The organism is Cellulomonas triticagri, from assembly GCF_003696205.1.
In the GTDB taxonomy this organism is placed as follows: domain Bacteria; phylum Actinomycetota; class Actinomycetes; order Actinomycetales; family Cellulomonadaceae; genus Cellulomonas; species Cellulomonas triticagri.
The window spans coordinates 11,996-32,489 of the sequence record NZ_RFFI01000040.1; the positions used below are offsets into that span (position 1 = coordinate 11,996).

Annotated in this window: 19 protein-coding genes; 11 read left to right on the plus strand and 8 right to left on the minus strand. The window is 74.8% G+C overall.

Translation table 11 applies throughout. The features are described 5' to 3' along the window. The 4 genes from EBM89_RS08900 to EBM89_RS08915 all read right to left on the minus strand — a co-directional run bounded on the left by EBM89_RS08900 (window position 1) and on the right by EBM89_RS08915 (window position 4,731). Entirely contained in the window at window positions 1-726 is a 726-nt protein-coding gene (locus EBM89_RS08900) for a pentapeptide repeat-containing protein (protein ID WP_122149089.1), read from the minus strand. Next, complete coding sequence (locus tag EBM89_RS08905) at window positions 723-2,555, minus strand: EAL domain-containing protein (RefSeq protein ID WP_147463497.1); 1,833 nt, start codon at window positions 2,553-2,555, stop codon at window positions 723-725. The genes EBM89_RS08900 and EBM89_RS08905 overlap by 4 nt, the downstream gene beginning before the upstream one ends. A 133-nt stretch (window positions 2,556-2,688) precedes the next feature. After that, the gene (locus tag EBM89_RS08910) at window positions 2,689-3,255 is read right to left on the minus strand and encodes a GNAT family N-acetyltransferase (protein WP_122149091.1); all 567 of its coding nucleotides are present in this window, start codon (window positions 3,253-3,255) and stop codon (window positions 2,689-2,691) included. A gap of 6 nt (window positions 3,256-3,261) precedes the next feature. Continuing rightward, entirely contained in the window at window positions 3,262-4,731 is a 1,470-nt protein-coding gene (locus tag EBM89_RS08915) for an NAD-dependent succinate-semialdehyde dehydrogenase (RefSeq protein WP_122149092.1), read from the minus strand. 85 nt (window positions 4,732-4,816) lie between these two features. Here EBM89_RS08915 and EBM89_RS08920 point away from each other — a divergent pair, with 85 nt between their 5' ends. Beyond that, a complete protein-coding gene (locus EBM89_RS08920) occupies window positions 4,817-5,626 on the plus strand; it encodes a thymidylate synthase (protein ID WP_122149093.1) in 810 nt (269 codons plus the stop codon). A 39-nt stretch (window positions 5,627-5,665) separates the two neighbouring features. Here the strand turns inward: EBM89_RS08920 and EBM89_RS08925 are convergent, their stop codons facing one another. Continuing rightward, on the minus strand, window positions 5,666-5,986 hold the full coding sequence (locus tag EBM89_RS08925) for an AzlD domain-containing protein (protein WP_122149094.1): 321 nt from the start codon (window positions 5,984-5,986) through the stop codon (window positions 5,666-5,668). Further along, window positions 5,983-6,705, minus strand: a complete 723-nt coding sequence (locus EBM89_RS08930) for an AzlC family ABC transporter permease (RefSeq protein WP_233571639.1) — start codon at window positions 6,703-6,705, stop codon at window positions 5,983-5,985. The genes EBM89_RS08925 and EBM89_RS08930 overlap by 4 nt, the downstream gene beginning before the upstream one ends. Before the next feature lie 313 nt (window positions 6,706-7,018). Here EBM89_RS08930 and EBM89_RS08935 point away from each other — a divergent pair, with 313 nt between their 5' ends. From EBM89_RS08935 to EBM89_RS08980, 10 genes are all read left to right on the plus strand, one after another. Beyond that, window positions 7,019-7,975 (plus strand): carbohydrate ABC transporter permease, encoded by a 957-nt coding sequence (locus tag EBM89_RS08935; RefSeq protein ID WP_122149095.1) that lies wholly within the window; start codon window positions 7,019-7,021, stop codon window positions 7,973-7,975. Continuing rightward, on the plus strand, window positions 7,972-8,898 hold the full coding sequence (locus EBM89_RS08940; RefSeq protein ID WP_122149096.1) for a carbohydrate ABC transporter permease: 927 nt from the start codon (window positions 7,972-7,974) through the stop codon (window positions 8,896-8,898). The genes EBM89_RS08935 and EBM89_RS08940 overlap by 4 nt, the downstream gene beginning before the upstream one ends. Before the next feature lie 132 nt (window positions 8,899-9,030). Next, window positions 9,031-10,392: an ABC transporter substrate-binding protein gene (locus EBM89_RS08945; RefSeq protein WP_122149097.1), complete on the plus strand. Its 1,362-nt coding sequence runs from the start codon at window positions 9,031-9,033 to the stop codon at window positions 10,390-10,392. Further along, window positions 10,389-11,237 (plus strand): glycerophosphodiester phosphodiesterase, encoded by an 849-nt coding sequence (locus EBM89_RS08950; protein WP_233571640.1) that lies wholly within the window; start codon window positions 10,389-10,391, stop codon window positions 11,235-11,237. Before EBM89_RS08945 ends, EBM89_RS08950 begins: the two co-directional genes overlap by 4 nt. Before the next feature lie 138 nt (window positions 11,238-11,375). Then, on the plus strand, window positions 11,376-12,290 hold the full coding sequence (gene dapA, locus EBM89_RS08955) for a 4-hydroxy-tetrahydrodipicolinate synthase (RefSeq protein ID WP_122149098.1): 915 nt from the start codon (window positions 11,376-11,378) through the stop codon (window positions 12,288-12,290). A gap of 12 nt (window positions 12,291-12,302) precedes the next feature. After that, on the plus strand, window positions 12,303-13,988 hold the full coding sequence (locus tag EBM89_RS08960) for a ribonuclease J (RefSeq protein WP_122149099.1): 1,686 nt from the start codon (window positions 12,303-12,305) through the stop codon (window positions 13,986-13,988). Between the two features lie 157 nt (window positions 13,989-14,145). Then, window positions 14,146-16,863, plus strand: a complete 2,718-nt coding sequence (locus EBM89_RS08965; protein WP_122149100.1) for an FtsK/SpoIIIE family DNA translocase — start codon at window positions 14,146-14,148, stop codon at window positions 16,861-16,863. A 64-nt stretch (window positions 16,864-16,927) separates the two neighbouring features. Beyond that, complete coding sequence (pgsA, locus tag EBM89_RS08970) at window positions 16,928-17,584, plus strand: CDP-diacylglycerol--glycerol-3-phosphate 3-phosphatidyltransferase (protein ID WP_122149101.1); 657 nt, start codon at window positions 16,928-16,930, stop codon at window positions 17,582-17,584. Beyond that, complete coding sequence (locus EBM89_RS08975; RefSeq protein ID WP_439647175.1) at window positions 17,581-18,135, plus strand: CinA family protein; 555 nt, start codon at window positions 17,581-17,583, stop codon at window positions 18,133-18,135. Before pgsA ends, EBM89_RS08975 begins: the two co-directional genes overlap by 4 nt. Before the next feature lie 170 nt (window positions 18,136-18,305). Further along, window positions 18,306-18,641 carry a helix-turn-helix domain-containing protein gene (locus tag EBM89_RS08980; protein ID WP_122149102.1) on the plus strand — a complete coding sequence of 112 codons (336 nt, stop codon included), beginning with the start codon at window positions 18,306-18,308 and terminating at the stop codon, window positions 18,639-18,641. A 248-nt stretch (window positions 18,642-18,889) separates the two neighbouring features. Here the strand turns inward: EBM89_RS08980 and EBM89_RS08985 are convergent, their stop codons facing one another. Together EBM89_RS08985 and EBM89_RS21175 are read right to left on the minus strand one after the other, a co-directional pair. Then, window positions 18,890-19,702: a DNA-formamidopyrimidine glycosylase family protein gene (locus tag EBM89_RS08985; RefSeq protein ID WP_122149103.1), complete on the minus strand. Its 813-nt coding sequence runs from the start codon at window positions 19,700-19,702 to the stop codon at window positions 18,890-18,892. A 39-nt stretch (window positions 19,703-19,741) separates the two neighbouring features. Continuing rightward, a partial coding sequence (locus EBM89_RS21175; RefSeq protein WP_439647176.1) for an Lhr family helicase occupies window positions 19,742-20,494 on the minus strand: 753 nt, incomplete at its 5' end.

Here is a 20,494-nt window from a genome sequence, read left to right on the forward strand (position 1 = left end):
TCAGGCCTCGGGCTCCAGGGGCAGCGTGTCGTCGTCGGGCGTCGCCCGGTAGCGGTCCAGCAGCGCGTCCCACGCCGTACCCGCCTCGCCCTCGCCGCGCCAGCGGTCGGGGAGCCGCGCGCCGTCCACGGTCGCGCCGCGCACCTGGGCGTCGCCGACGTCGGGGACGCCCCCGACGAAGGTGCAGCGCTCGAAGGTCGTCTGCCACGAGGTGGTGAGGCCGGTGAAGTCGCAGTCGACGAACCGGGCGTCCCGCAGCACCGCGCCGGTGAGGTCCGCGCCGATCCGGCACCGGGTGAACGTCGTGGTCCCGGTGGTCAGCGCGCCGCGCAGGTGCGCCCCGTCGAGGTCGCAGTCCGTGAACGCGCCGCCGAGCCGGACCCCGGGCAGCCGCGCGCCGCGGAACGTGCAGGCGGTGAACGAGCGGCGCAGCGCGCCCTGCGTGGTGGAGCGTGTCCCGTCGAACGAGCAGCCGGTCAGGTCGACCTCGTGCAGCAGCACCCGCCCGCGCGCGCCGCCCAGGTCGAGGTCGGCGAGCGTCAGGTACGCGAGCGCGAACCCCGAGGGGAAGGCGAACCCGCGCAGGTCGGTACGGCCGTCGACCTCGCCCCAGGGGGAGGCGAGGTGGTGCGGGGGCCGCGGGTGGCGGGCCTGCTCGACCGCCTGCCCCGTGAGCCCGTCGACGTGCTCGGGGGTCCAGCGGCGGGTGAGGGCGGCACTCGTCATGCGGGCAGTCTCGCAGGCCCTCCGAGGTAGGCGCGCAGGGCGTCGGTGGACATCGGCCGGGCGACCAGGAACCCCTGGACCAGCGGGATGCCCGCCGCGCGGAGGGCGTCGAGCTGCGCGTCGGACTCCACGCCCTCGGCCACGACCGTGAGACCGCGGTCGACGGCCATCCGGTGCACCACCTCCACGAGCAGCGCGTCCAGCGGGTCGTCCAGCATCCCGGCGACCACCGCGCGGTCGATCTTCACCACGTCCACGGGCAGCCGGGTGACCTGCCGCAGCCCGGACATCGCCCCGCCGAGGTCGTCCAGCGCGATCGGCACGCCCGCGTCGCGCAGCACCCGCAGCGCGGGGACCGCCCGGGCGATCTGGGCGTCGGTCGCGGCCTCGGACAGCTCCAGGCGGACGGAGTCGTGCGGGGTGCCGGTGGCGTCCAGCACCGCGAGCACCCGCGGGGCGAGCTCCGCCTCGTCCAGCGCGGCGGGGGACAGGTTCACGTCGACCACGGCGGGGGCGGCGTCACCGAGGTCGACCCGCCACGCCGCGAGGTCCCGGCAGGCGCGGGCCAGCACCCACAGGTCGAGGTCGAGGGACAGCCCGGCGCGGGACGCCCGGTCCAGCGGCGCGACGGGCCCCTCCAGCGCGCCGTCCGGCCCGCGACGGCGCAGGAGGGCCTCCACCTCGCGCACCGTGCCGTCCTGGGCCCCGGCGATCGGCTGGTAGTGCACCTCCAGCGCGTCGAGGTCCAGCCCGGCGAGGGCGGCGAGGGCGGCTCCCGTCCCCGCGGCGTCGGCGTCCGGGCAGGTGGTGGAGCCGGGGGCTGCGCCCGGCACGTCGTCGGGACCCTCCACCGCGGCGGTCAGGTCCGCCCCGGCCAGCCGGACCCGGTCGCCGCCGGCCTTCTTGGCGCCGTACATCGCGAGGTCGGCCTCGCGCAGCAGCCGGTCGCTGTCGACCAGCGGCCCCGCGCCGATGGCGAGCCCCACGCTGACCCGCGAGTGCGCGGGGACCGGCAGGTCGGGGTCGTGGGCCGCGATGGCGGACCGCAGCGCCTCGCCCAGGTCGAGCGCGCGCACCCGCCAGGTGTCCTGCGGGGTCTGGACCGTGAGCAGCCGGGCGAGCGCGAACTCGTCGCCGCCGAGCCGCCCGACCACGTCCCCGGGCCGGGCCGACGCGGCGAGGCGGCTCGCGACGGAGTGCAGCAGCGCGTCACCGAACGAGTGCCCGAGGGTGTCGTTGACCTCCTTGAGCCGGTCCAGGTCGAGGAACGCCAGCACCACGGCGCCGCCGTCCTCGCGCGCGGCCTCGCACAGGTCGCGCAGCCCGTCCACGAACCGTGCCCGCGACGTCACCCCGGTGAGGTGGTCGTGCGACGCCTCGTGCGCGAGCTCCGCGGCCAGGGCCTCCATCAGCGTCGTGGGGTCGAGGATCCCGACCGGGACACCACCGGGCCCGGTGACCACCATGTCCTGGTACCCGTCGCCGGTCGCCAGCCGCTCGGCCGCCTCGGTCAGCGACGCGCCGACGTCGACCCACGGCACGTCCCACCGCGCGACGTCGGCCACGGGGCGGCGCGCCCACAGCGAGCGCCCGAACCCGTACCGTCCGGTCATCGTGGTGAGGAAGTCCTTGCGGGCCACCATCCCGTGCGGGCCCTCCGGCTCCCGGGGCGCGACGAGCACCGAGGAGCCGGTCCAGGTGGACCGGAAGCCGACGTCCACGGACTCGCACGAGTCGGTGGGGGCGACGACGACGGGGGAGGAGACGAGGTCGGCGAGTGCGCGGCCGCGCTCGGCGCGCCGCCAGCGCGCACTGGTTCGGGGTGACACGTCGCCCACGATCGGCCCGCGCGGCGCGAGCCTGAGCCACCGCCACCCGTCCGCGCGGCCTGTTCGCCGGACGTTCACCGACCGGGCGGTCGGGACGCCCCGGACGGGTGACGGCGCCACCCGTCCGGACGCGTCAGATGCTCGCGCCCCACAGGTGCTCGCGGACCTCGCGCGGGTCGTCCTGCTCGCCGAGCACCCGGCGGGCGCCGACGTCGCCGAGCCCGGCCGACCCGAGGAACTGCTCGCGCGCGTCGTCGCCCGCCATCACCCAGGTCTGGACGCTCGTGGCCCGGTCCTCGTCGCGCAGCAGGTCGACCACGGCGGCGAGCAGCCGGGAGCCGTGCCCCTGGCGGCGCGCGGCCGGGTCCACCTCGAGCGCGAGGATCTCCCCGCCGGGGGTGTCGTCGCCCGAGCCCTGCGGCGCGACCACCGGCGCGACCGACGCGAAGCCCACCAGCCGGGGGCCGTGCATCGCCACGAGCACCCGGTAGCCGGGGCCGGGGGGCGCGGTGATCGCCGCGGACCACCGCTCCGCCAGCGCGGCGGGGTCGATCTGGTCGAGCACGACGTCGCCGAGGACCTCCTCCGCGTGCCCCGACCGCCACGCCGCCAGCTGCACCGCCGCGACGGCGCCCTCGTCACCGGGGACGGCGGGCCGCACCGAGACGTCGGCGGTCGGGGTCAGGGGGGAGTCGCTCATGACCGGTCACAATGCCACGTACACGGGCTCCAGGTACTCCTCGATGCCCGCCTCGCCGCCCTCGCGCCCCAGGCCGGAGGACTTCACGCCGCCGAAAGGGGCCGTGGCGTCCGAGACCATCCCGCGGTTGATCCCGATCATCCCCGCCTCGACCTCCTCGGCCAGGCGCATCGCCCGCCCGACGTCCCGGGTGTACGCGTAGGCGACCAGCCCGTACTCGGTGGCGTTCGCGAGCCGGATTCCCTCGGCCTCGTCGCCGAACGTCACCACCGGGGCCACCGGCCCGAAGATCTCCTCCTGGACGGCGCGGGCGTCCGGCGGGACCCGGTCCAGCACGGTCGGCGGGTAGAACCAGCCGCGCCGCCCCGGGCGCTCCCCGCCCGTGCGGACCCGGGCCCCGGCGTCCGCCGCCTCCGCGACCAGGTCCTCGACGTGGTCCACCGCCGAGCGCTCGATGAGCGGGCCGACCGTGACGTCCGGGTCCGTGCCGCGGCCCATCACCAGCCGCTCGAACGCCGCGGACAGGCGGTCGGTGAACTCCGCGGCGACGCCCTGCTGCACCAGGAACCGGTTGGCGGCGACGCACGTCTGCCCGGAGTTGCGCATCTTCGCCGCGACCGCGCCCTCGACGGCCGCGTCCAGGTCGGCGTCGTCGAACACCAGGAACGGCGCGTTCCCGCCGAGCTCCATCGACGTGCGCAGCACCCCGTCGGCGGCCTGCTTCAGCAGCGTCCGGCCCACCTCCGTGGACCCGGTGAACGACAGCTTGCGCAGGCGCGGGTCCGCCAGCAGCGGCGCCGAGACGTCGCCCGAGGACGCCGTCGGGACCACGTTGAGCACCCCGGTCGGCAGGTCGCGGGCCTCCAGCTCCTCGCGGACGATCTCCGCGAAGTACGCCGTGGTCAGCGGGGTCAGCCGGGCGGGCTTGACCACCACCGGGCACCCCGCCGCCAGCGCGGGGGCGACCTTGCGGGTGATCATCGCGATCGGGAAGTTCCACGGCGCGATCAGCAGCGCGGGGCCGACGGGGCGGCGCAGCACCATCTGGTGGTGCGTCCCCGCCGGGGCCCGGCGGGCGAGGCCGTCCACGCGCACCGCCTGCTCGGAGTACCACCGCACGTACTCGGCGGCGTACTGCACCTCGGCGCGCGCCTCCGCCAGCGGCTTGCCGCCCTCGGCCGTGATCAGCGCCGCGAGGTCCTCGGTGCGGGCCACCACCGCCTCGAACACCGCGCGCAGCACCTCCGACCGCGCCCGGGGCGCCACCTCCCGCCACGCCGGGGCGGCGGCGCACGCGGCGTCGAGCGCGGCGCGGCCGTCCTCGGGGGTGGCGTCGGCCACCTCGAACAGCACGTCCGTCGTCGCCGGGTCGGCCACCGGGAACGTGCCGCGACCCGACGCCGGGCGCCACTCTCCGCCGATGAGCAGCCCCGTCGGGGTGTGGGCGGCGACGTACGGCGGCAGCGGCGAGGTCATGGGGCCAGTGTCGTCCCGCCCGTCGCGCACGGCACGCGGGCGGGACTCCCCGGCGGGGGCGGGTGGGCACCTAGAGTGGGGTCCCATGACCGCCGCGACGCCCCCGACCCCGTACGAGGACCTGCTCCGGCTGGTCATGGCGACCGGCACCCCCAAGGGCGACCGCACCGGCACCGGGACGCGCAGCGTCTTCGGCCACCAGATGCGCTTCGACCTGCGCGCGGGCTTCCCGCTGGTCACGACCAAGCGCGTGCACCTGCGCTCCGTGGTCGGCGAGCTGCTGTGGTTCCTGCGCGGCGACTCCAACGTCGGCTGGCTGCAGGAGCACGGCGTGAAGATCTGGGACGAGTGGGCCGACGCGGACGGCGAGCTCGGCCCCGTGTACGGCGTGCAGTGGCGGTCGTGGCCGACGCCCGACGGCGGCACCATCGACCAGCTGTCCCAGGTGCTCGACGCCCTGCGGGCCGACCCCGACTCCCGGCGGCACATCGTCTCGGCGTGGAACGTCGCGGACATCCCGTCGATGGCACTCGCGCCCTGCCACGCGTTCTTCCAGTTCTACGTCGCCGACGGGCGGCTGTCCTGCCAGCTCTACCAGCGGTCGGCGGACCTGTTCCTCGGCGTGCCGTTCAACATCGCGTCCTACGCGCTGCTGACGCACATGGTCGCCCAGCAGGTCGGCCTCGAGGTCGGGGACTTCATCTGGACCGGTGGTGACTGCCACGTCTACGACAACCACGTCGAGCAGGTCACCGAGCAGCTCACCCGCGAGCCCTACCCGCTGCCGACGCTCCGGCTGCGCAAGGCCGCCAGCCTGTTCGACTACACCTTCGAGGACGTCGAGGTGGAGAACTACCAGCACCACCCGACGATCAAGGCCCCCGTCGCGGTCTGAGCCCCCGCGCACCGGGCACCGTCGGCCAGCGCTGCCGGGTCAGGGCAGGCCGAGCCAGCGGAGCAGCGCGGCCGTGGCGGCGGCGAGGACGACGACCAAGACGAACGGCGCGCGCAGCAGCAGCGCCACCGCCGCGACCACGAGCGCCGCGACCCGCGCGTCCAGCACGAGGGACCCGTCGGTCGTGCCGACCTGCACCGCCACCAGCGCCGCGAGCAGCGCGACCGTGACGAGCGCGGCCGTGCGCGTCACCCGGGGTCGTTCCAGCAGCCGCGCGGGGACCAGGTGCCCCGCGACCTTCGTCGCCAGCACCACCACCGACGCCGCGACCACCGCCCACCAGACGGCGACGCGGCTCACGGGTGCACCACCGGGGCGTCGTCCGCGTCGTCGGGGGTCCCGGGCGGGTCGCTGAGCGCGCCCACGACGACCGCGAGGGCAGCCGCCGCGAGCACCGGCACCCCCGCGGGGACGAGCGGGGTGAGCGCCAGCGCGAGCGCCGCCGCGGCGAGCGCCACCAGCAGCACCCCGCGGCTGCTCAGCCGCGGCCACAGCAGCGCGAGGAACGCCGCGCCCGCGGCCGCGTCCAGGCCGTAGCGGCGCGGGTCGCCCAGCGCGTCGCCGAGCAGGGCGCCCAGCAGCGTGAACGCGTTCCACAGGAGGAACACCCCGGCGCCGGTCCACCAGAACCCGGCGCGCGCCGCCGCGCGGGTGGGCTGCGCGGTGGCGACGGCCGTGGACTCGTCGATGGTGAGTTGCGCGGCGAGCAGCGACCGCCAGCCCCGCGCCCCCAGCAGCGGGGCGACCTGCACCCCGTACAGCCCGTTGCGCGCCCCGAGCAGACCGGCGGTCGCGACGACCGCGCCCACCGCGCCCCCGGCGCCGATGACGCCGACGGCCGCGAACTGGGACCCGCCGCTGAACATCAGCAGGCTCAGCACCATGGTCTGCGGGACGTCGAGCCCGGCGGCGACGGACAGCGCGCCGAAGGACACGCCGTACAGGCCGGTCGCGACCGACACGGACACGCCCGTGCGGACGGCGGCGCGCACCGCCGGGTCGGTCGTGGGGGAGGGCACGGGGCGAGCGTACGCACCGCCCCGGCGCTCGCGGGCCACCCGTCCACGGGCAGGGCGGCGACGGCCGGACGGGTGACGCGCCCAGGACCGAGGTCCCAGACCGGAGCCCTGCCATGACCGGTGCATGACGATCCGCCGACCGGTGCCCGACGGTCCGGTGACCACGAGCCGACGTCGGTGAACACTTCCCGACGGGCGGCGGAACGTCGTCGCGGATGGCTCGATCCGGGTGGCAGGCCATCGCAGAGTGGTCAGGGCCGCGACGGAGCGGACCCGAGTCTCCCCGTCCCCTCCCCGAAGCGGATCCCTCCCCGTGTCCACTGCTGACGTCCTCGCCCCGCCGCAGGCGGCCGCGCCCCCCGTGGCGCCGCGCCGTCGCGGGGCGCTCCAGTCGCGCCGCCGCCGGTCGGCGCTGCTCTGGTTCCTCCTGCTCGCCGGGCCGAACATCGCCCTGCTGCTGGTGTTCGTCTACCGGCCGCTGATCGAGTCGTTCTACCTGTCCACCCTCCAGTGGAACCTCGGCTCGCCCGTCGCCCGCCAGATCGGCCTCGGCAACTACATCGAGCTGTTCACGTCGCGGAACTTCACGCAGGTCGCCACGACCACCGTGGTGTTCACGGTCGCGACGGTCGGCGGCGCGATGCTGCTGGGCCTGGGCCTGGCGGTGCTGCTCAACCAGAAGCTCCGCGGCCGCGGGTTCGCCCGCACGGTGGCGTTCGCGCCGTACGTGCTGTCCGGCTTCGCGGTCGGCATCCTGTGGCTGTTCATCTTCGACCCGCGCTACGGCCTCATGCGCGAGGTGCTGAGCTGGGTCGGCGCGTCCTCGCCCCAGTGGTACACCGAGCGCCCCTGGCCGCTGGTCATGGTGATCATCGTCTACCTGTGGAAGAACCTCGGGTACGTCGCGCTGATCTACCTGGCCGGTCTGCAGTCCGTCCCGCAGGACCTCAAGGACGCCGCGGCCCTGGACGGCGCCTCGTCGTTCCGGACGCTGCGGTCGATCATCCTGCCGCTGCTGACCCCGACGTCGTTCTTCCTGCTGGTCACGATGATGCTGGCCTCGCTGCAGTCCTTCGACATCATCAAGGCCATGACCCAGGGCGGACCGCTCGGGTCGACCACGACGCTCATGTACTCCGTGTACCAGGAGAGCTTCGTCAACGGCCGCGCCGGGTACGCCTCGGCCGTCGCCACGGTCCTGTTCCTCGTGCTGCTGGCGGTCACCGCGGTGCAGATGCGGTTCGTCCAGCGGAAGGTCCACTACGCATGAGCGTCCTGACCCCGAAGCGGCCGGCTGCCGCCACGAGCACCCCGCCCACCGCCCCGACCCGCGGCGACGTCCGGCCCACGGCCGCGTCCTCCCGCCCGGGCCGGCGCCAGCGCCCGCACGTCGTCAGCTACCTGACGATGATCCTCGCGACGATCGTCATCGGCGCTCCGCTGGTGTGGATGTTCCTCGCCAGCCTCAAGGACCAGAGCGAGCTGTACCAGTTCCCGGTGCAGTGGCTGCCGGGCTCGCCCGACCTGGACAACTACGCCCAGGCCGCGAGCACGGTCCCGCTGGGACGCCTGCTCATGAACAGCATCGGCCTGACCGTGGTCGGCGCCGGGCTGAAGGTGGCCCTCGGCCTCACCTGCGCGTACGCGCTGGTGTTCCTGCAGTTCCCGTTCAAGAGGTTCGTGTTCGGGCTGGTCATCGCGACGCTGATGATCCCGCCGCAGGTCACGATCATCCCGAACTACACCCTGGTCGCCGACCTCGGCTGGCTCAACACCTACCAGGGCATCCTCGTGCCCGGTCTGGCCAGCGCCTTCGGGACCTTCCTGTTCCGCCAGCACTTCCTCACCCTGCCGGGCTCCATCCTCGAGGCCGCGGAGCTGGACGGCGCCGGGCACTGGCGCAAGCTGTGGCGGTTCGTGGTGCCGATGAGCACGCCGACCATCGCGGCGGTCACCCTGGTGTCCGTCGTCACCGAGTGGAACGACTACCTCTGGCCGTTCCTCGTGATCGACCGCGCCGACAAGATGACGCTGCCGATCGGCCTGACCCTGCTGCAGAACATCGACGGCCTGACCAACTGGGGCGTGCTGCTCGCCGCCACCGTCGTCGTGACGCTGCCGATCCTCGTGGTCTTCCTGGTCCTGCAGCGCCGGCTCGTCGCCGGCCTCACCGCGGGCGCCGTCACGGGCTGAGCAGCCCCGGCGGCACCCGCCACCCCACCCCCAGACGTGACCGGTCCTGCCGGTCGCCCCGACGGTCGTGCCCTCGCACGCCGTCAGCCGAGCACCGCACCGCGGTGCACGACCCCCCGAAGGAGCACACCCGTGTCCCACCCCCGCAAGCACCGTCGCGCGACCGCCGCTCTGGCCGCGACGATCGCCGGCACGACCCTCGCCCTCACCGCGTGCGGCGGCCCGAGCGTCGGTGCCGAGACCTCGGGCGAGGCCACGACCGAGACGACCGACTGGTCGCAGGTCGAGCCCGCCTCCGAGATCACCTGGTGGAGCAACCACCCCGGCCAGTCCCAGGCCGTGGAGGAGGAGCTCATCGCCGCGTTCGAGGCCGAGAACCCCGACATCACGGTGAACCTGGTCACCGCCGGCGCGAACTACGACGAGGTCGCCCAGCGCTTCCAGGCGTCGTCGCAGACCGACGAGACGCCGGACCTGGTCATCGCGTCCGACGTGTGGTGGTTCCGCTACCACCTGAACGACCAGATCATGCCGCTGGACGACGTCTTCGAGGCGATCGACGCCGACGCGGACGACCTGCAGCCCGGCCTGTACGGCGACTACGAGTACGACGGCCAGCACTGGGCCGCGCCGTACGCGCGCTCGACGCCGCTGTTCTACTACAACAAGGACATGTGGGCGGCCGCGGGCCTGCCCGACGAGGGCCCCGAGACCTGGGAGCAGCTCCAGGAGTGGAGCGCCTCCCTCGAGGCGCAGGTCCCCGCCGAGGGCTCGCCCTTCGGCCTGTCGCTCGGCACCTCCTGGTCCGCCTGGTGGTTCGAGAACATGATCTGGGGCCAGGGCGGCCAGTACTCCGACGAGTTCGACGTCACGCTCGACTCCGAGGAGGCGCTCGCCGGCGGCGAGTTCCTGCGCGGCCTGTTCCACGGTGACGACGCCATCGCGACCGTCTCCGCGGACGACTCCATGGCGGACTTCGCGTCCGGCCTGATCGCCTCGACGATCGGCTCGACCGGCTCGCTCAAGGGCGCGCTCGACGCGGCGCAGTTCGAGGTCGGCACGGCGTACCTGCCCGACGGCCCGCAGGGCGGTGGCACGCCGACCGGCGGCACCGGCCTGGCCATCTCCTCCTCCAGCACCCCGGAGGAGCAGCTCGCCGCCGCGATGTTCCTGAACTTCCTCACGAACACCGAGAACACCGCGACCTTCTCGCAGGCCACGGGCTACATGCCGGTCCGCACCTCGGCCGTCGAGTCCGACACCATGAAGGCCGTCTACGAGTCGGCCCCGCAGTTCCGCACCGCGGTGGACCAGCTCGCCGACAAGGCCCGCGCGCAGGACTACATCCGCGTGTTCGTCCCGGGCGCCGACGCGCTGCTCACCGACGCGATCGAGCAGATCGTCCTCGAGGACACCGACCCGGCCGCCGCGTTCGAGTCGATCACCCCGCAGATCGAGACGGCGTACCGCGAGAACGTCGAGCCGTACCTGTGACCGACGCGGTCCTGACCGGAGCCGGGGTCGCCCAGTCGGGCGGCCCCGGCTCCGGGGCGCTCGCCCCCCGGGTGGTGGCGCACCGCGGCAACTCCGCGGTCGCCCCGCAGAACACCCTCGCGGCCTTCGAGGCCGCGTGGCGCGCGGGGGCGCACAGCATCGAGATCGACATCCAGCCGACCGCCGACGGCGGGGTGGTGGTCATCCACGACGACACCGTGGACGCGACGACCGACGGCCAGGGCGTCGTCACCGAGATGACCACGGACGCCCTGCGGGCGCTCGACGCGGGCTCGTGGTTCGCCGCCGCCTACGCCGGGCAGCGCGTGCCGACGTTCGACGAGGTGCTGGAGCTGCTGGTGCGGCGCCCCGGTATCGACCTGCTGCTCGAGCTCAAGGGCCCGTGGACCACCGAGCAGGTGCGCCCCGTCGCCGCGGCGATCCGTGCGGCGGGCCTCGCCGACCGGGTGGTCGGGCAGTCGTTCTGGCCGGAGTCCGTGCGGGCGCTGGCCGAGGCGGACCCGGACCTGCGCCGCGGGCTGCTGGTCTTCCGCGTCGGGCACGGCGAGGACGGAACCGAGTCCTCCGAGGACGCGACCTACCCCGACGTCGACGCCCTGCTGGCCGTCGCCGCCGACCTCGGCGTCATGACCGTCAACCCGTACGGGCCGCTGCTGGTGCAGCACCCGGGGCTGGTGGACCGGGTGCACGCCGCCGGTCTCGAGGTCCAGGTGTGGACGCTGAACGAGCCGGAGCACTGGGCCGCCGCGGTGGCCCTGGGCGTGGACGCGGTCATCACCGACCGCCCCGACCGGCTGACGGGGTGGCTGCAGGCCGTCTCCTGAGCAGCCCGCCCCGCGCGCCGGGGCCGGTGGGTGCCGCCCCACCGGGCCCGGCGTCGCCGTGCCCGCGGTGCCGGCGCCGGGCGTCCACGCCGGTGGCGCCGTGCGCGGCGGCCGGGACCGGGGCGGTACCGTGGGCACATGCTCCCCGCCACCCCGTCGCGTCCGTTCGGCGCGGTGCTGACCGCCATGGTCACGCCCATGACCCCCGACGGGGCGGTCGACCTCGACGCCGCCGTGCGGCTCGCGTCGCACCTGGTGGACCACGGGCACGACGGACTCGTGCTCAACGGCACGACGGGCGAGGCGCCCACGACGCACGCCCCCGAGAAGGCCGAGCTCGTGCGCGCCGTGGTCGAGGCCGTGGGGGAGCGCGCGACCGTCGTCGCCGGGGCCGGCTCCAACGACACCGTGCACGCCGTGCGGATGGCCGAGCAGGCCGCCGAGGCGGGCGCCGACGGGCTGCTCGTCGTCAGCCCCTACTACTCGCGGCCCTCGCAGGACGGCCTGGTCGCGCACGTGACCGCCGTCGCCGACGCGACGCCGCTGCCCGTCATGCTCTACGACGTCCCGGGCCGCACCGGCGTCCGGTTCGCCCAGCCCACGCTCGACGTGCTCGCCGCGCACGAGCGGGTCGTGGCGATGAAGGACGCCACCGGTGACGTGTACACCGCCGCGAAGGCGGCCGCCCGCACCGGGCTCGCCTGGTACAGCGGCGACGACTCGCTGTACCTGCCCTTCCTCTCGCACGGCGCCGCGGGCGTCGTGAGCGTCGTCGGCCACGTGGCCGGCCCGCAGCTCGCCGCGCTCACCGCGGCCCACGACGCGGGCGACCACGCCCGCGCCCTGCAGATCTTCCTGTCGATCGCACCGGCGATCGACGCGTTGAACGGGCAGGGGTTCCAGGCGGTCGCGGCCAAGGCCGCCGTCTGGTCCCTCGGCCTGATCCCGTCCCGCCACCTGCGGCTGCCGAACGTGGCCGCCTCGGACGCGGACGTCGAGGCGGTGCGCGCCGGCCTGGAGGCCGCCGGCATCGCCCACGTCCTCGTCGACTAGACCAGGAGAAGCATGTCCCACCCGCACCCCGAGCTGTCCCTGCCGCCCGCCCTGCCCGACGGCGCCCTGCGCGTCGTCGCCCTCGGCGGCCTCGGCGAGGTCGGCCGGAACATGGCCGTCCTCGAGTACGGCGGCCGCCTGCTCATCATCGACTGCGGCGTCCTGTTCCCCGAGGACCACCAGCCCGGCGTCGACCTGATCCTGCCGGACTTCGAGTACATCGCCGACCGCATGGACGACGTCGACGGCATCGTGCTCACCCACGGGCACGAGGACCACATCGGCGCCGTGCCGTACCTGCTGCGCCTGCGCTCCGACATCCCGCTGATCGGCTCGCAGCTCACGCTCGCGTTCGTCGAGGCGAAGCTCAAGGAGCACCGCATCACGCCGCTGACGCACGCCGTCAAGGAGGGCGACGTCGAGCAGATCGGCGCGTTCTCCTGCGAGTTCGTCGCCGTGAACCACTCGATCCCGGACGCCCTCGCGGTGGCCGTGACCACCGGAGCGGGCACCGTGCTGCACACCGGCGACTTCAAGATGGACCAGCTGCCGCTCGACGGCCGCATCACCGACCTGCGCGCGTTCGCGCGGCTCGGCGAGCGGGGCGTCGACCTGTTCATGGTCGACTCCACCAACGCCGAGGTCCCGGGCTTCGTGACCCCCGAGCGCGAGATCGGCCCCGTGCTGGACTCCGTGTTCGCGACGTCCGCCCGCAAGATCGTCGTCGCGTCGTTCTCCTCGCACGTGCACCGCGTGCAGCAGGTGCTCGACGCCGCCGCCGCGCACGACCGCAAGGTCGCGCTGGTCGGCCGCTCGATGATCCGGAACATGGGCATCGCCGCCGAGCTCGGCTACCTGCGGGTCCCGGACGGCGTGCTCGTGGACCAGAAGCGCATGGGCGACCTGCGCGACGACGAGCTCGTGCTCATGTGCACCGGCTCCCAGGGCGAGCCCATGGCCGCGCTGTCCCGGATCGCCAACGGCGACCACAAGGTCCAGGTCGGCATCGGCGACACCGTCATCCTCGCGTCGTCGCTGATCCCGGGCAACGAGAACTCGGTCTACCGGGTCATCAACGGCCTGACCCGCCTCGGCGCGCGCGTCGTGCACGGCGGCAACGCCAAGGTGCACGTCTCCGGCCACGCCAGCGCGGGCGAGCTGCTGTACTGCTACAACATCCTCAAGCCGCGCAACGTCATGCCCGTGCACGGCGAGGTCCGGCACCTGGTCGCCAACGGCGCCCTCGCGGTGAAGTCCGGCGTCCCGGCCGACCGCGTGGTGCTGGCCGAGGACGGCGTGGTCGTGGACCTGGTCGACGGCAAGGCGTCCGTCGTCGGCGCCGTGCCGTGCGGCTACGTCTTCGTGGACGGGTCCAGCGTCGGCGGCATCACCGAGGCCGACCTCAAGGACCGCCGCATCCTCGGCGACGAGGGCTTCATCTCGATCTTCGCCGTCATCAGCAGCACCGACGGCAAGGTCCTCGGCACCCCGCAGATCCAGGCGCGCGGCGTCGCGGAGGACGACAAGGTCTTCGAGGCGATCCTCCCCGACGTCGTCTCGGCGCTGGAGGAGGCCTCGCGCGGCGGGGCCGTCGACCCGCACCAGCTGCAGCAGGTCGTGCGCCGCGTCGTCGGCCGCTGGGCGTCCAACCGCCTGCGCCGTCGCCCGATGATCATCCCGGTGGTCGTCGAGGCCTGACGGCCCGCAGCCACGGCACGGCACGGCCACCCGGGGCCCGCCGGTCCGCACGGACCGGCGGGCCCCGGCGTCTGTGCGGGGGCTGTGGTGCTCGCGACACGCGTCCGTGCGGCGCGGGTCCGCGACCGGCGGTGCGGTGACGGCTACCGTGAGGACCATGGCTGCCCGTCCGTCCACCACCGCCTCGCGCGGTGCTGCGCCCGCGGGGAGCCGCGCGCGCACCGCGTCCTCGGGCAGCCGCGCGTCCGGCGCCAAGGCCGGCAAGGCCACCCCGCCACCCCCGCCGCGCCCGGCCCTGCCGCTGCGGATGATCCGCGGCGTGTGGATGGGCTGCGCGCACGTCGTCGGCGGCGCCGCCCGCCGCGTCGGTCGCGGGGCGCGCGACCTCGACCCCGGTCTACGCCGCGACGGTGCCGCGTTCTTCCTGCTCGCCCTCGCCGTCGTCATCGCGGTGCGCGAGTGGTGGGGCATCGACGGCATGGCCGCCGACGCCGTCCACGTCGCCGCCGCGGGCACCTTCGGCCGCGTGGCCGTCGCCGTGCCGGTCGCGCTGGTCGGCGTCGCGATCCGGCTCATGCGGCACCCCGACCTGGGCTCCGCGAACTCCCGCATCGCCATCGGCGTCACCGCCATCACGCTGGCCTCCTGCGGCCTGGTGCACGTGCAGCAGGACCTGCCCGCGCCGTCCGGCGGGTTCGAGGCGCTGCGCGACGCGGGCGGCATCGTCGGCTACCTCGTCGGCACGCCGCTGGTCAGCCTGGTCACCGTGTGGGCCACCGTGCCGATGCTGGTGCTGCTCGCGTTCTTCGGCGTGCTCGTCGTCACCGCGACCCCGGTGAACCAGATCGGCCCGCGCCTGCGCGGCGTCTACGACCGGCTCACCGGCAACCACCGCGAGGACGACGAGGTCGAGGACGACGACGCCCCGCTGGTCATCAACGCCGGGCACACCGCGATCGAGGAGCCGCCGGCGAAGCCCGCACGGCGCCGCCTGGTCGACCGGCTCAAGAAGAAGGCCGCCGCCGACCCGGACGACCCCGACCTGCTGGACGAGTACGCGGGCGACGAGGCGTTCGAGCGCGCGGCCTTCGTGGAGCGCAAGCGCCGCGAGGAGGAGGACGCGACGACCGTCCTCGGTGCCGAGGACGACGTCGAGGACGAGCCCGCGCGCCGGTCGCCGACCGCGCCCACGCAGGCCGTCTCCGCCGTGGACGCCGAGGCCCCGGCCGCGCGCCCCGACCCCGTCGCCCCGCCGACCACGGGCGTGCCGCGCGGCGAGCAGCCGATGCTCGAGGGCGACGTGCTCTACACGCTGCCGTCCGAGGACGCGCTCGCCAAGGGCCAGCCGCACAAGGTGCGCTCCGCCGCGAACGACCGCGTCGTGGAGGCGCTGACCGGCGTCCTGGAGAACTTCGAGATCAACGCGCAGGTCACCGGCTTCACGCGTGGTCCCACCGTCACCCGGTACGAGGTCGAGCTCGGCAAGGGCGTCAAGGTCGAGCGGGTCACCGCGCTCAGCAAGAACATCGCCTACGCCGTCGCCAGCGCCGACGTGCGCATCCTGTCGCCGATCCCCGGCAAGTCCGCCATCGGCATCGAGATCCCCAACACGGACCGCGAGACCGTGTCGCTCGGCGACGTCCTGCGGTCCAGCGCCGCACGGCGCAGCGAGCACCCGATGGTCATCGGCGTGGGCAAGGACGTCGAGGGCGGGTACGTCACGGCGAACCTCGCGAAGATGCCGCACATGCTCGTCGCCGGTGCGACCGGTGCCGGTAAGTCGTCGTTCGTGAACTCGATGATCGTGTCGATCCTCATGCGCTCGACCCCCGACCAGGTCCGCATGGTCCTGGTCGACCCGAAGCGCGTCGAGCTCACGATCTACGAGGGCATCCCGCACCTCATCACCCCGATCATCACCAACCCGAAGAAGGCCGCCGAGGCCCTCGAGTGGGTGGTGCGGGAGATGGAGGCGCGCTACGACGACCTCGCGATGTTCGGCTTCAAGCACGTGGACGACTTCAACGTCGCCGTGCGGGCCGGCAAGGTGAAGCCGCTGCCGGGCTCCGAGCGCAAGATCGCCCCGTACCCGTACCTGCTGGTGATCGTCGACGAGCTCGCGGACCTCATGATGGTCGCCCCGCGCGACGTCGAGGCCTCGATCCAGCGCATCACCCAGCTCGCGCGCGCCGCCGGCATCCACCTCGTGCTCGCCACGCAGCGCCCGTCGGTCGACGTCGTCACCGGCCTCATCAAAGCCAACGTGCCGTCCCGGCTCGCGTTCGCGACCTCCTCGCTCACCGACTCCCGCGTCGTCCTCGACCAGCCGGGCGCCGAGAAGCTCATCGGCCAGGGTGACGCGCTCTTCCTGCCCATGGGCGCCGCGAAGCCGATGCGCACCCAGGGCGCCTGGGTCTCCGAGAGCGAGATCCACGCCGTCGTCGCGCACGTCAAGCAGCAGCTCAAGCCGGTCTACCGCGAGGACGTCACCGTCACCGCCGCCAAGAAGCAGGTGGACGAGGACATCGGCGACGACCTCGACCTGCTGCTGCAGGCGGCCGAGCTCGTGGTCACCTCGCAGTTCGGCTCGACGTCGATGCTGCAGCGCAAGCTCCGCGTCGGCTTCGCCAAGGCCGGTCGGCTCATGGACCTGCTGGAGTCCCGCGAGATCGTCGGCCCGTCCGAGGGCTCGAAGGCCCGCGAGGTGCTCGTGCAGCCCGACGACCTGCCCGGGACGCTGGCGATGCTGCGCGGCGAGCCCGAGCCCGGCGGCGCGTCCGCGGGGGAGGACCGGTACGCCGCGCCCGAGGGCCGGATGCCGGGTGAGCCGCCCGAGGCCGTCGACTACTTCGACGACGCCGACGACCTGCGCTGAGCCCCGCTGGTCTGACCGCGGCGCCTCGGCCCCGTAGTCTGTCGGGGTGAGCAGCCCTTCGCCGATGAACGTCGCCAACGTCGTGACGGTGGCCCGCATCGTCGTCGTGCCGTTCTTCGCCTGGGCCCTCCTGGTGGACGGCGGCGACGACCTGACCTGGCGCCTCGTCGCGCTCGGCCTGTTCGTGGTCGCCGCCGCGACCGACCGCGTCGACGGGTACCTCGCCCGGCGCCTCGGGCTGGTCACGGACCTCGGCAAGCTGCTCGACCCCATCGCGGACAAGGCCCTGATCGGCGCCGCGCTGGTCGCGCTGTCGTGGCTGGGCGACCTCAGCTGGTGGGTGACGGCCGCGATCCTCGTGCGCGAGCTCGGCATCACGGTCATGCGGTTCTTCCTGCTGAAGTACCTCGTGCTGCCCGCGTCGCGCGGCGGCAAGATCAAGACCGTCCTGCAGTCCGTGGCCGTCGGCGCGTTCCTGCTGCCGCTCGACCGCCTGCCCACGATCGCGCTCGTCGCCGCGAGCGTCCTCATGGCCGCCGCCGTGGTGGTCACCCTCGTCACCGGGGCCGACTACGTGCGCACCGCCGTGCGGGTGCACCGCGAGCACACCGCCGGTGGTTCCGAGGTCACCCGGCACGCCGCCGCGACCGGCACCACCACGCCCGACGAGTCCGCCGGGCACCACGGCGCCGGACCGGACGCGGTCGCGCCCTCGCGGTGACCGGGGTGGAGCCCGTCGCGGTCGACGGCGGCACCGCCGCCGCGCTGCTCGCGGCCCTGCGCGAGCGCGGCTGGACCGTCGCCACCGCCGAGTCCCTGACCGGTGGGCAGGTCGCCGCCCGGCTCGTGGACGTCCCCGGCGCCTCGCGCGCCCTGCGTGGGGGAGTCGTCGCCTACGCGACCGACGCCAAGGCCGAGGTGCTCGGCGTCGACGCGACGCTGCTCGCCGCGCACGGGGCCGTGCACCCCGAGGTCGCCCGGCAGATGGCCGAGCGGGTGCGCCCGCTGCTGCGCGCCGACGTCGGCCTGTCGACCACCGGTGTCGCTGGACCGGAGCAGCAGGACGGCAATTCACCCGGGACCGTGCACGTCGCCGTCGCCACCCCCGCGGGCACCGTGGTGCGCACCCTCGCACTGACGGGGGACCGGGCGGCGATCCGCACCGCCACCTGCGACGCGGTGCTCCGGGAGGCGCTTGCCGCCGTCTCCGCCGCACCGGCCGGGGAGGACCCGGGAACACCCGGGGCCGCGACCGCGTTGTGGAGGTCGTGAGGAACACCAGGCCCGCCCCCCGCCCCGACGCTGCCCGTGTCGGTGGCGACCTGTACGGTGGGAGCCTCCCCAAGCGGGGCCACAAGGGTGCCGCAGTCGTCCGGAACGCCCCCGCGGGCACCGCGACGGTGCGGCAGGAGCAGGATCGGGACAAGAGAGGAGGACGCCAGATGGTCGTGTTGCGCCGAGAGATCGGTGACGTGCTGCGGGATGCCCGTCAGCGGCAGGGACGCACCCTGCGCGAGGTGTCCTCCGCCGCCCGCGTGTCGCTGGGCTACCTCAGCGAGGTCGAGCGTGGGCAGAAGGAGGCGTCGTCGGAGCTGCTGGCCAGCATCTGCGAGGCGCTGGACACGCCGCTGTCGCTCGTCCTCCGTGAGGTCAGCGACCGCATCGCCGTCGCCGAGGGTCTGCTGATCCCCGACACCGTCCCGGCCGACCTCGCGTCGGCCCTGGCGGCCCAGGACCGCACCTGGCGGCGACGTCCGGAGCTCACCCCGATCGGCTGAACCCCCCGGGGAGCACCACCCGAACCCACGACGCCCGGTCGCGTCCGCCCTCGCTCGGCGGCACGGACCGGGCGTCGTCGCGTCCTGGGCCGGCCCCGGTTGCCCGGGTCGGGGCGACGCCGTGCCCGGATCTCGCCGTGCTCAGGCCGCCTCCCCGGTCGTCGCCCCCACGGCGCGGTCGGACCGGCGTCCCCGTCGTGCGCAGCGCGTCGCGCCCGGCGTCGGGGGCGACGCGGCCTCGTGCCAAGTCAGCCCGTCGTCGCGGTGGGCGGTGCCTGGCAGACGCCGCAGAAGTACGCGGGCCGCTCCATCGGTGGGTGGCCCGCGAGCCCGCGCCGCACGGGTGCCCCGCACCGGCGGCACGGCTCCCGCAGCCGGCCGTGCACCCAGGTCGTGCGCCCCCGGTACACCTCCCCGGTGGTCGACGGGCTGGACGACCCCACGGAGCGCTGCATCATGGCCCGGGCGACGCGCAGCAGCCGGCCCGGGTGGGGCACCTCCGCGGCGGGGGTCCACGGCCAGATCCGCTCGAGGAACAGCGAGTCCGCCATGTAGATCGTCCCGATGCCCGCGACGACGGTCTGGTCCAGCAGCACCTCGCAGACGGGCGTCGCACCGCGCGCGGCGTACCGGCGCAGCGCCTCCGGCAGGCCGACGGTGTCGAAGTCGGGGGCGAGGAGGTCAGGTCCGAGGTGGCCGATCAGGGTGTGCTCGTCGCGGGTGGGGACGACGTCGAGCATCCCGATGAGCTCGCCGACGCCCGTCCAGGTGGCGTTGGCGAGGACGACCCGCACGGCGGGGCTCGCGGCGCGCGCGCCCGGGGAGCCGGTCCGGGCGACCCGCCAGGACCCGTCCATGCGCAGGTGGGTGTGCAGGGTGCGGTCGTCGTCGAAGCGGGTGAGCAGGTGCTTGCCGTAGGACGCGGTGCCGAGCACGGTGCGTCCGACGAGGTCGACGGTCGCGGCGGTCGGCCAGCGGATGTCCGAGCGGACCACCTCCCGTCCTGCCAGGGCCTCGTCGAGCCGGCGGGCGGTGCGCGCGAGGATGTCGCCCTCAGGCACGGCACCCCCCGGCGCGCGGTCCGGGGCGACTCCGCCCGGTCACCGGGCCCCTCGCAGCCGCAGCCCGCGCGGCGTCGGGGCGAAGTCCGCGAGGGCCAGCGCCCGGCCGAGTGCCGTGGCCGACCCGCCGCCCGCGAGCAGCTCCTCGCCGTCCGCGCGCACGAGGGTGACGCGGCCGAGCTGTCCGGCGCGGACGGCGTCCGCGAGCCGGGCGGTCGCGAGCCGCAGCACGTGCTCGTCGGTGCTGAAGGTGAGCACGGTGCGCCCGCCGCGCTCCAGGTAGAGCGCGAGGGCGCCGTCGACCAGCACGACGACCGCCCCGGCCTTGCGCCCCGGTCGGTGCCCGGTGGGGGCGTCGGGCCGGGTCGGCCAGCCGAGCGCCGCCCCGTACGGGTTGGCGGGATCGGTCGCGGCGAGCAGGACCACCGCGCGGTCCACGTCGGCGGGCACGGACTGCTCGGCGATCCGCTCGATCTGGCGCGCCTCCGCGCGGATCTGGTCGACGGCGCCCGGCAGCGCGAACTGCGAGCCGCCGAGGTGCTCGACGAAGTACCCGCGCCGCACCTGCCCGGCCTGCTCCAGGGCCGCGAGCACCCGGTAGACCGGGGCGAACTGCCCGGCGACGCCCTCGGCGGGCGCGACGGCCCGGGTGAGCACGCCGTGCCGGTCGAGCAGCTGGGCGGCGAGGGCGTGCGCGCGGCGGGTGGGGTCGGTCTCGCGGGGCGGCAGCAGCGACCACCGCCCGGCGGCCTCCCCGCCGCCACCGGCACCGGCACCCGGGAGCCCGGGACC

Excerpts from the sequence above, each read along its gene's own strand:
- EBM89_RS08900 (WP_122149089.1), bottom strand. The coding sequence starts at position 726 with ATGACGAGTGCCGCCCTCACCCGCCGCTGGACCCCCGAGCACGTCGAC.
- EBM89_RS08910 (WP_122149091.1), bottom strand. The coding sequence starts at position 3,255 with ATGAGCGACTCCCCCCTGACCCCGACCGCCGACGTCTCGGTGCGGCCC.
- EBM89_RS08915 (WP_122149092.1), bottom strand. The coding sequence starts at position 4,731 with ATGACCTCGCCGCTGCCGCCGTACGTCGCCGCCCACACCCCGACGGGG.
- EBM89_RS08920 (WP_122149093.1), top strand. The coding sequence starts at position 4,817 with ATGACCGCCGCGACGCCCCCGACCCCGTACGAGGACCTGCTCCGGCTG.
- EBM89_RS08940 (WP_122149096.1), top strand. The coding sequence starts at position 7,972 with ATGAGCGTCCTGACCCCGAAGCGGCCGGCTGCCGCCACGAGCACCCCG.
- dapA (WP_122149098.1), top strand. The coding sequence starts at position 11,376 with ATGCTCCCCGCCACCCCGTCGCGTCCGTTCGGCGCGGTGCTGACCGCC.
- EBM89_RS08960 (WP_122149099.1), top strand. The coding sequence starts at position 12,303 with ATGTCCCACCCGCACCCCGAGCTGTCCCTGCCGCCCGCCCTGCCCGAC.
- EBM89_RS08965 (WP_122149100.1), top strand. The coding sequence starts at position 14,146 with ATGGCTGCCCGTCCGTCCACCACCGCCTCGCGCGGTGCTGCGCCCGCG.
- pgsA (WP_122149101.1), top strand. The coding sequence starts at position 16,928 with ATGAACGTCGCCAACGTCGTGACGGTGGCCCGCATCGTCGTCGTGCCG.
- EBM89_RS08980 (WP_122149102.1), top strand. The coding sequence starts at position 18,306 with ATGGTCGTGTTGCGCCGAGAGATCGGTGACGTGCTGCGGGATGCCCGT.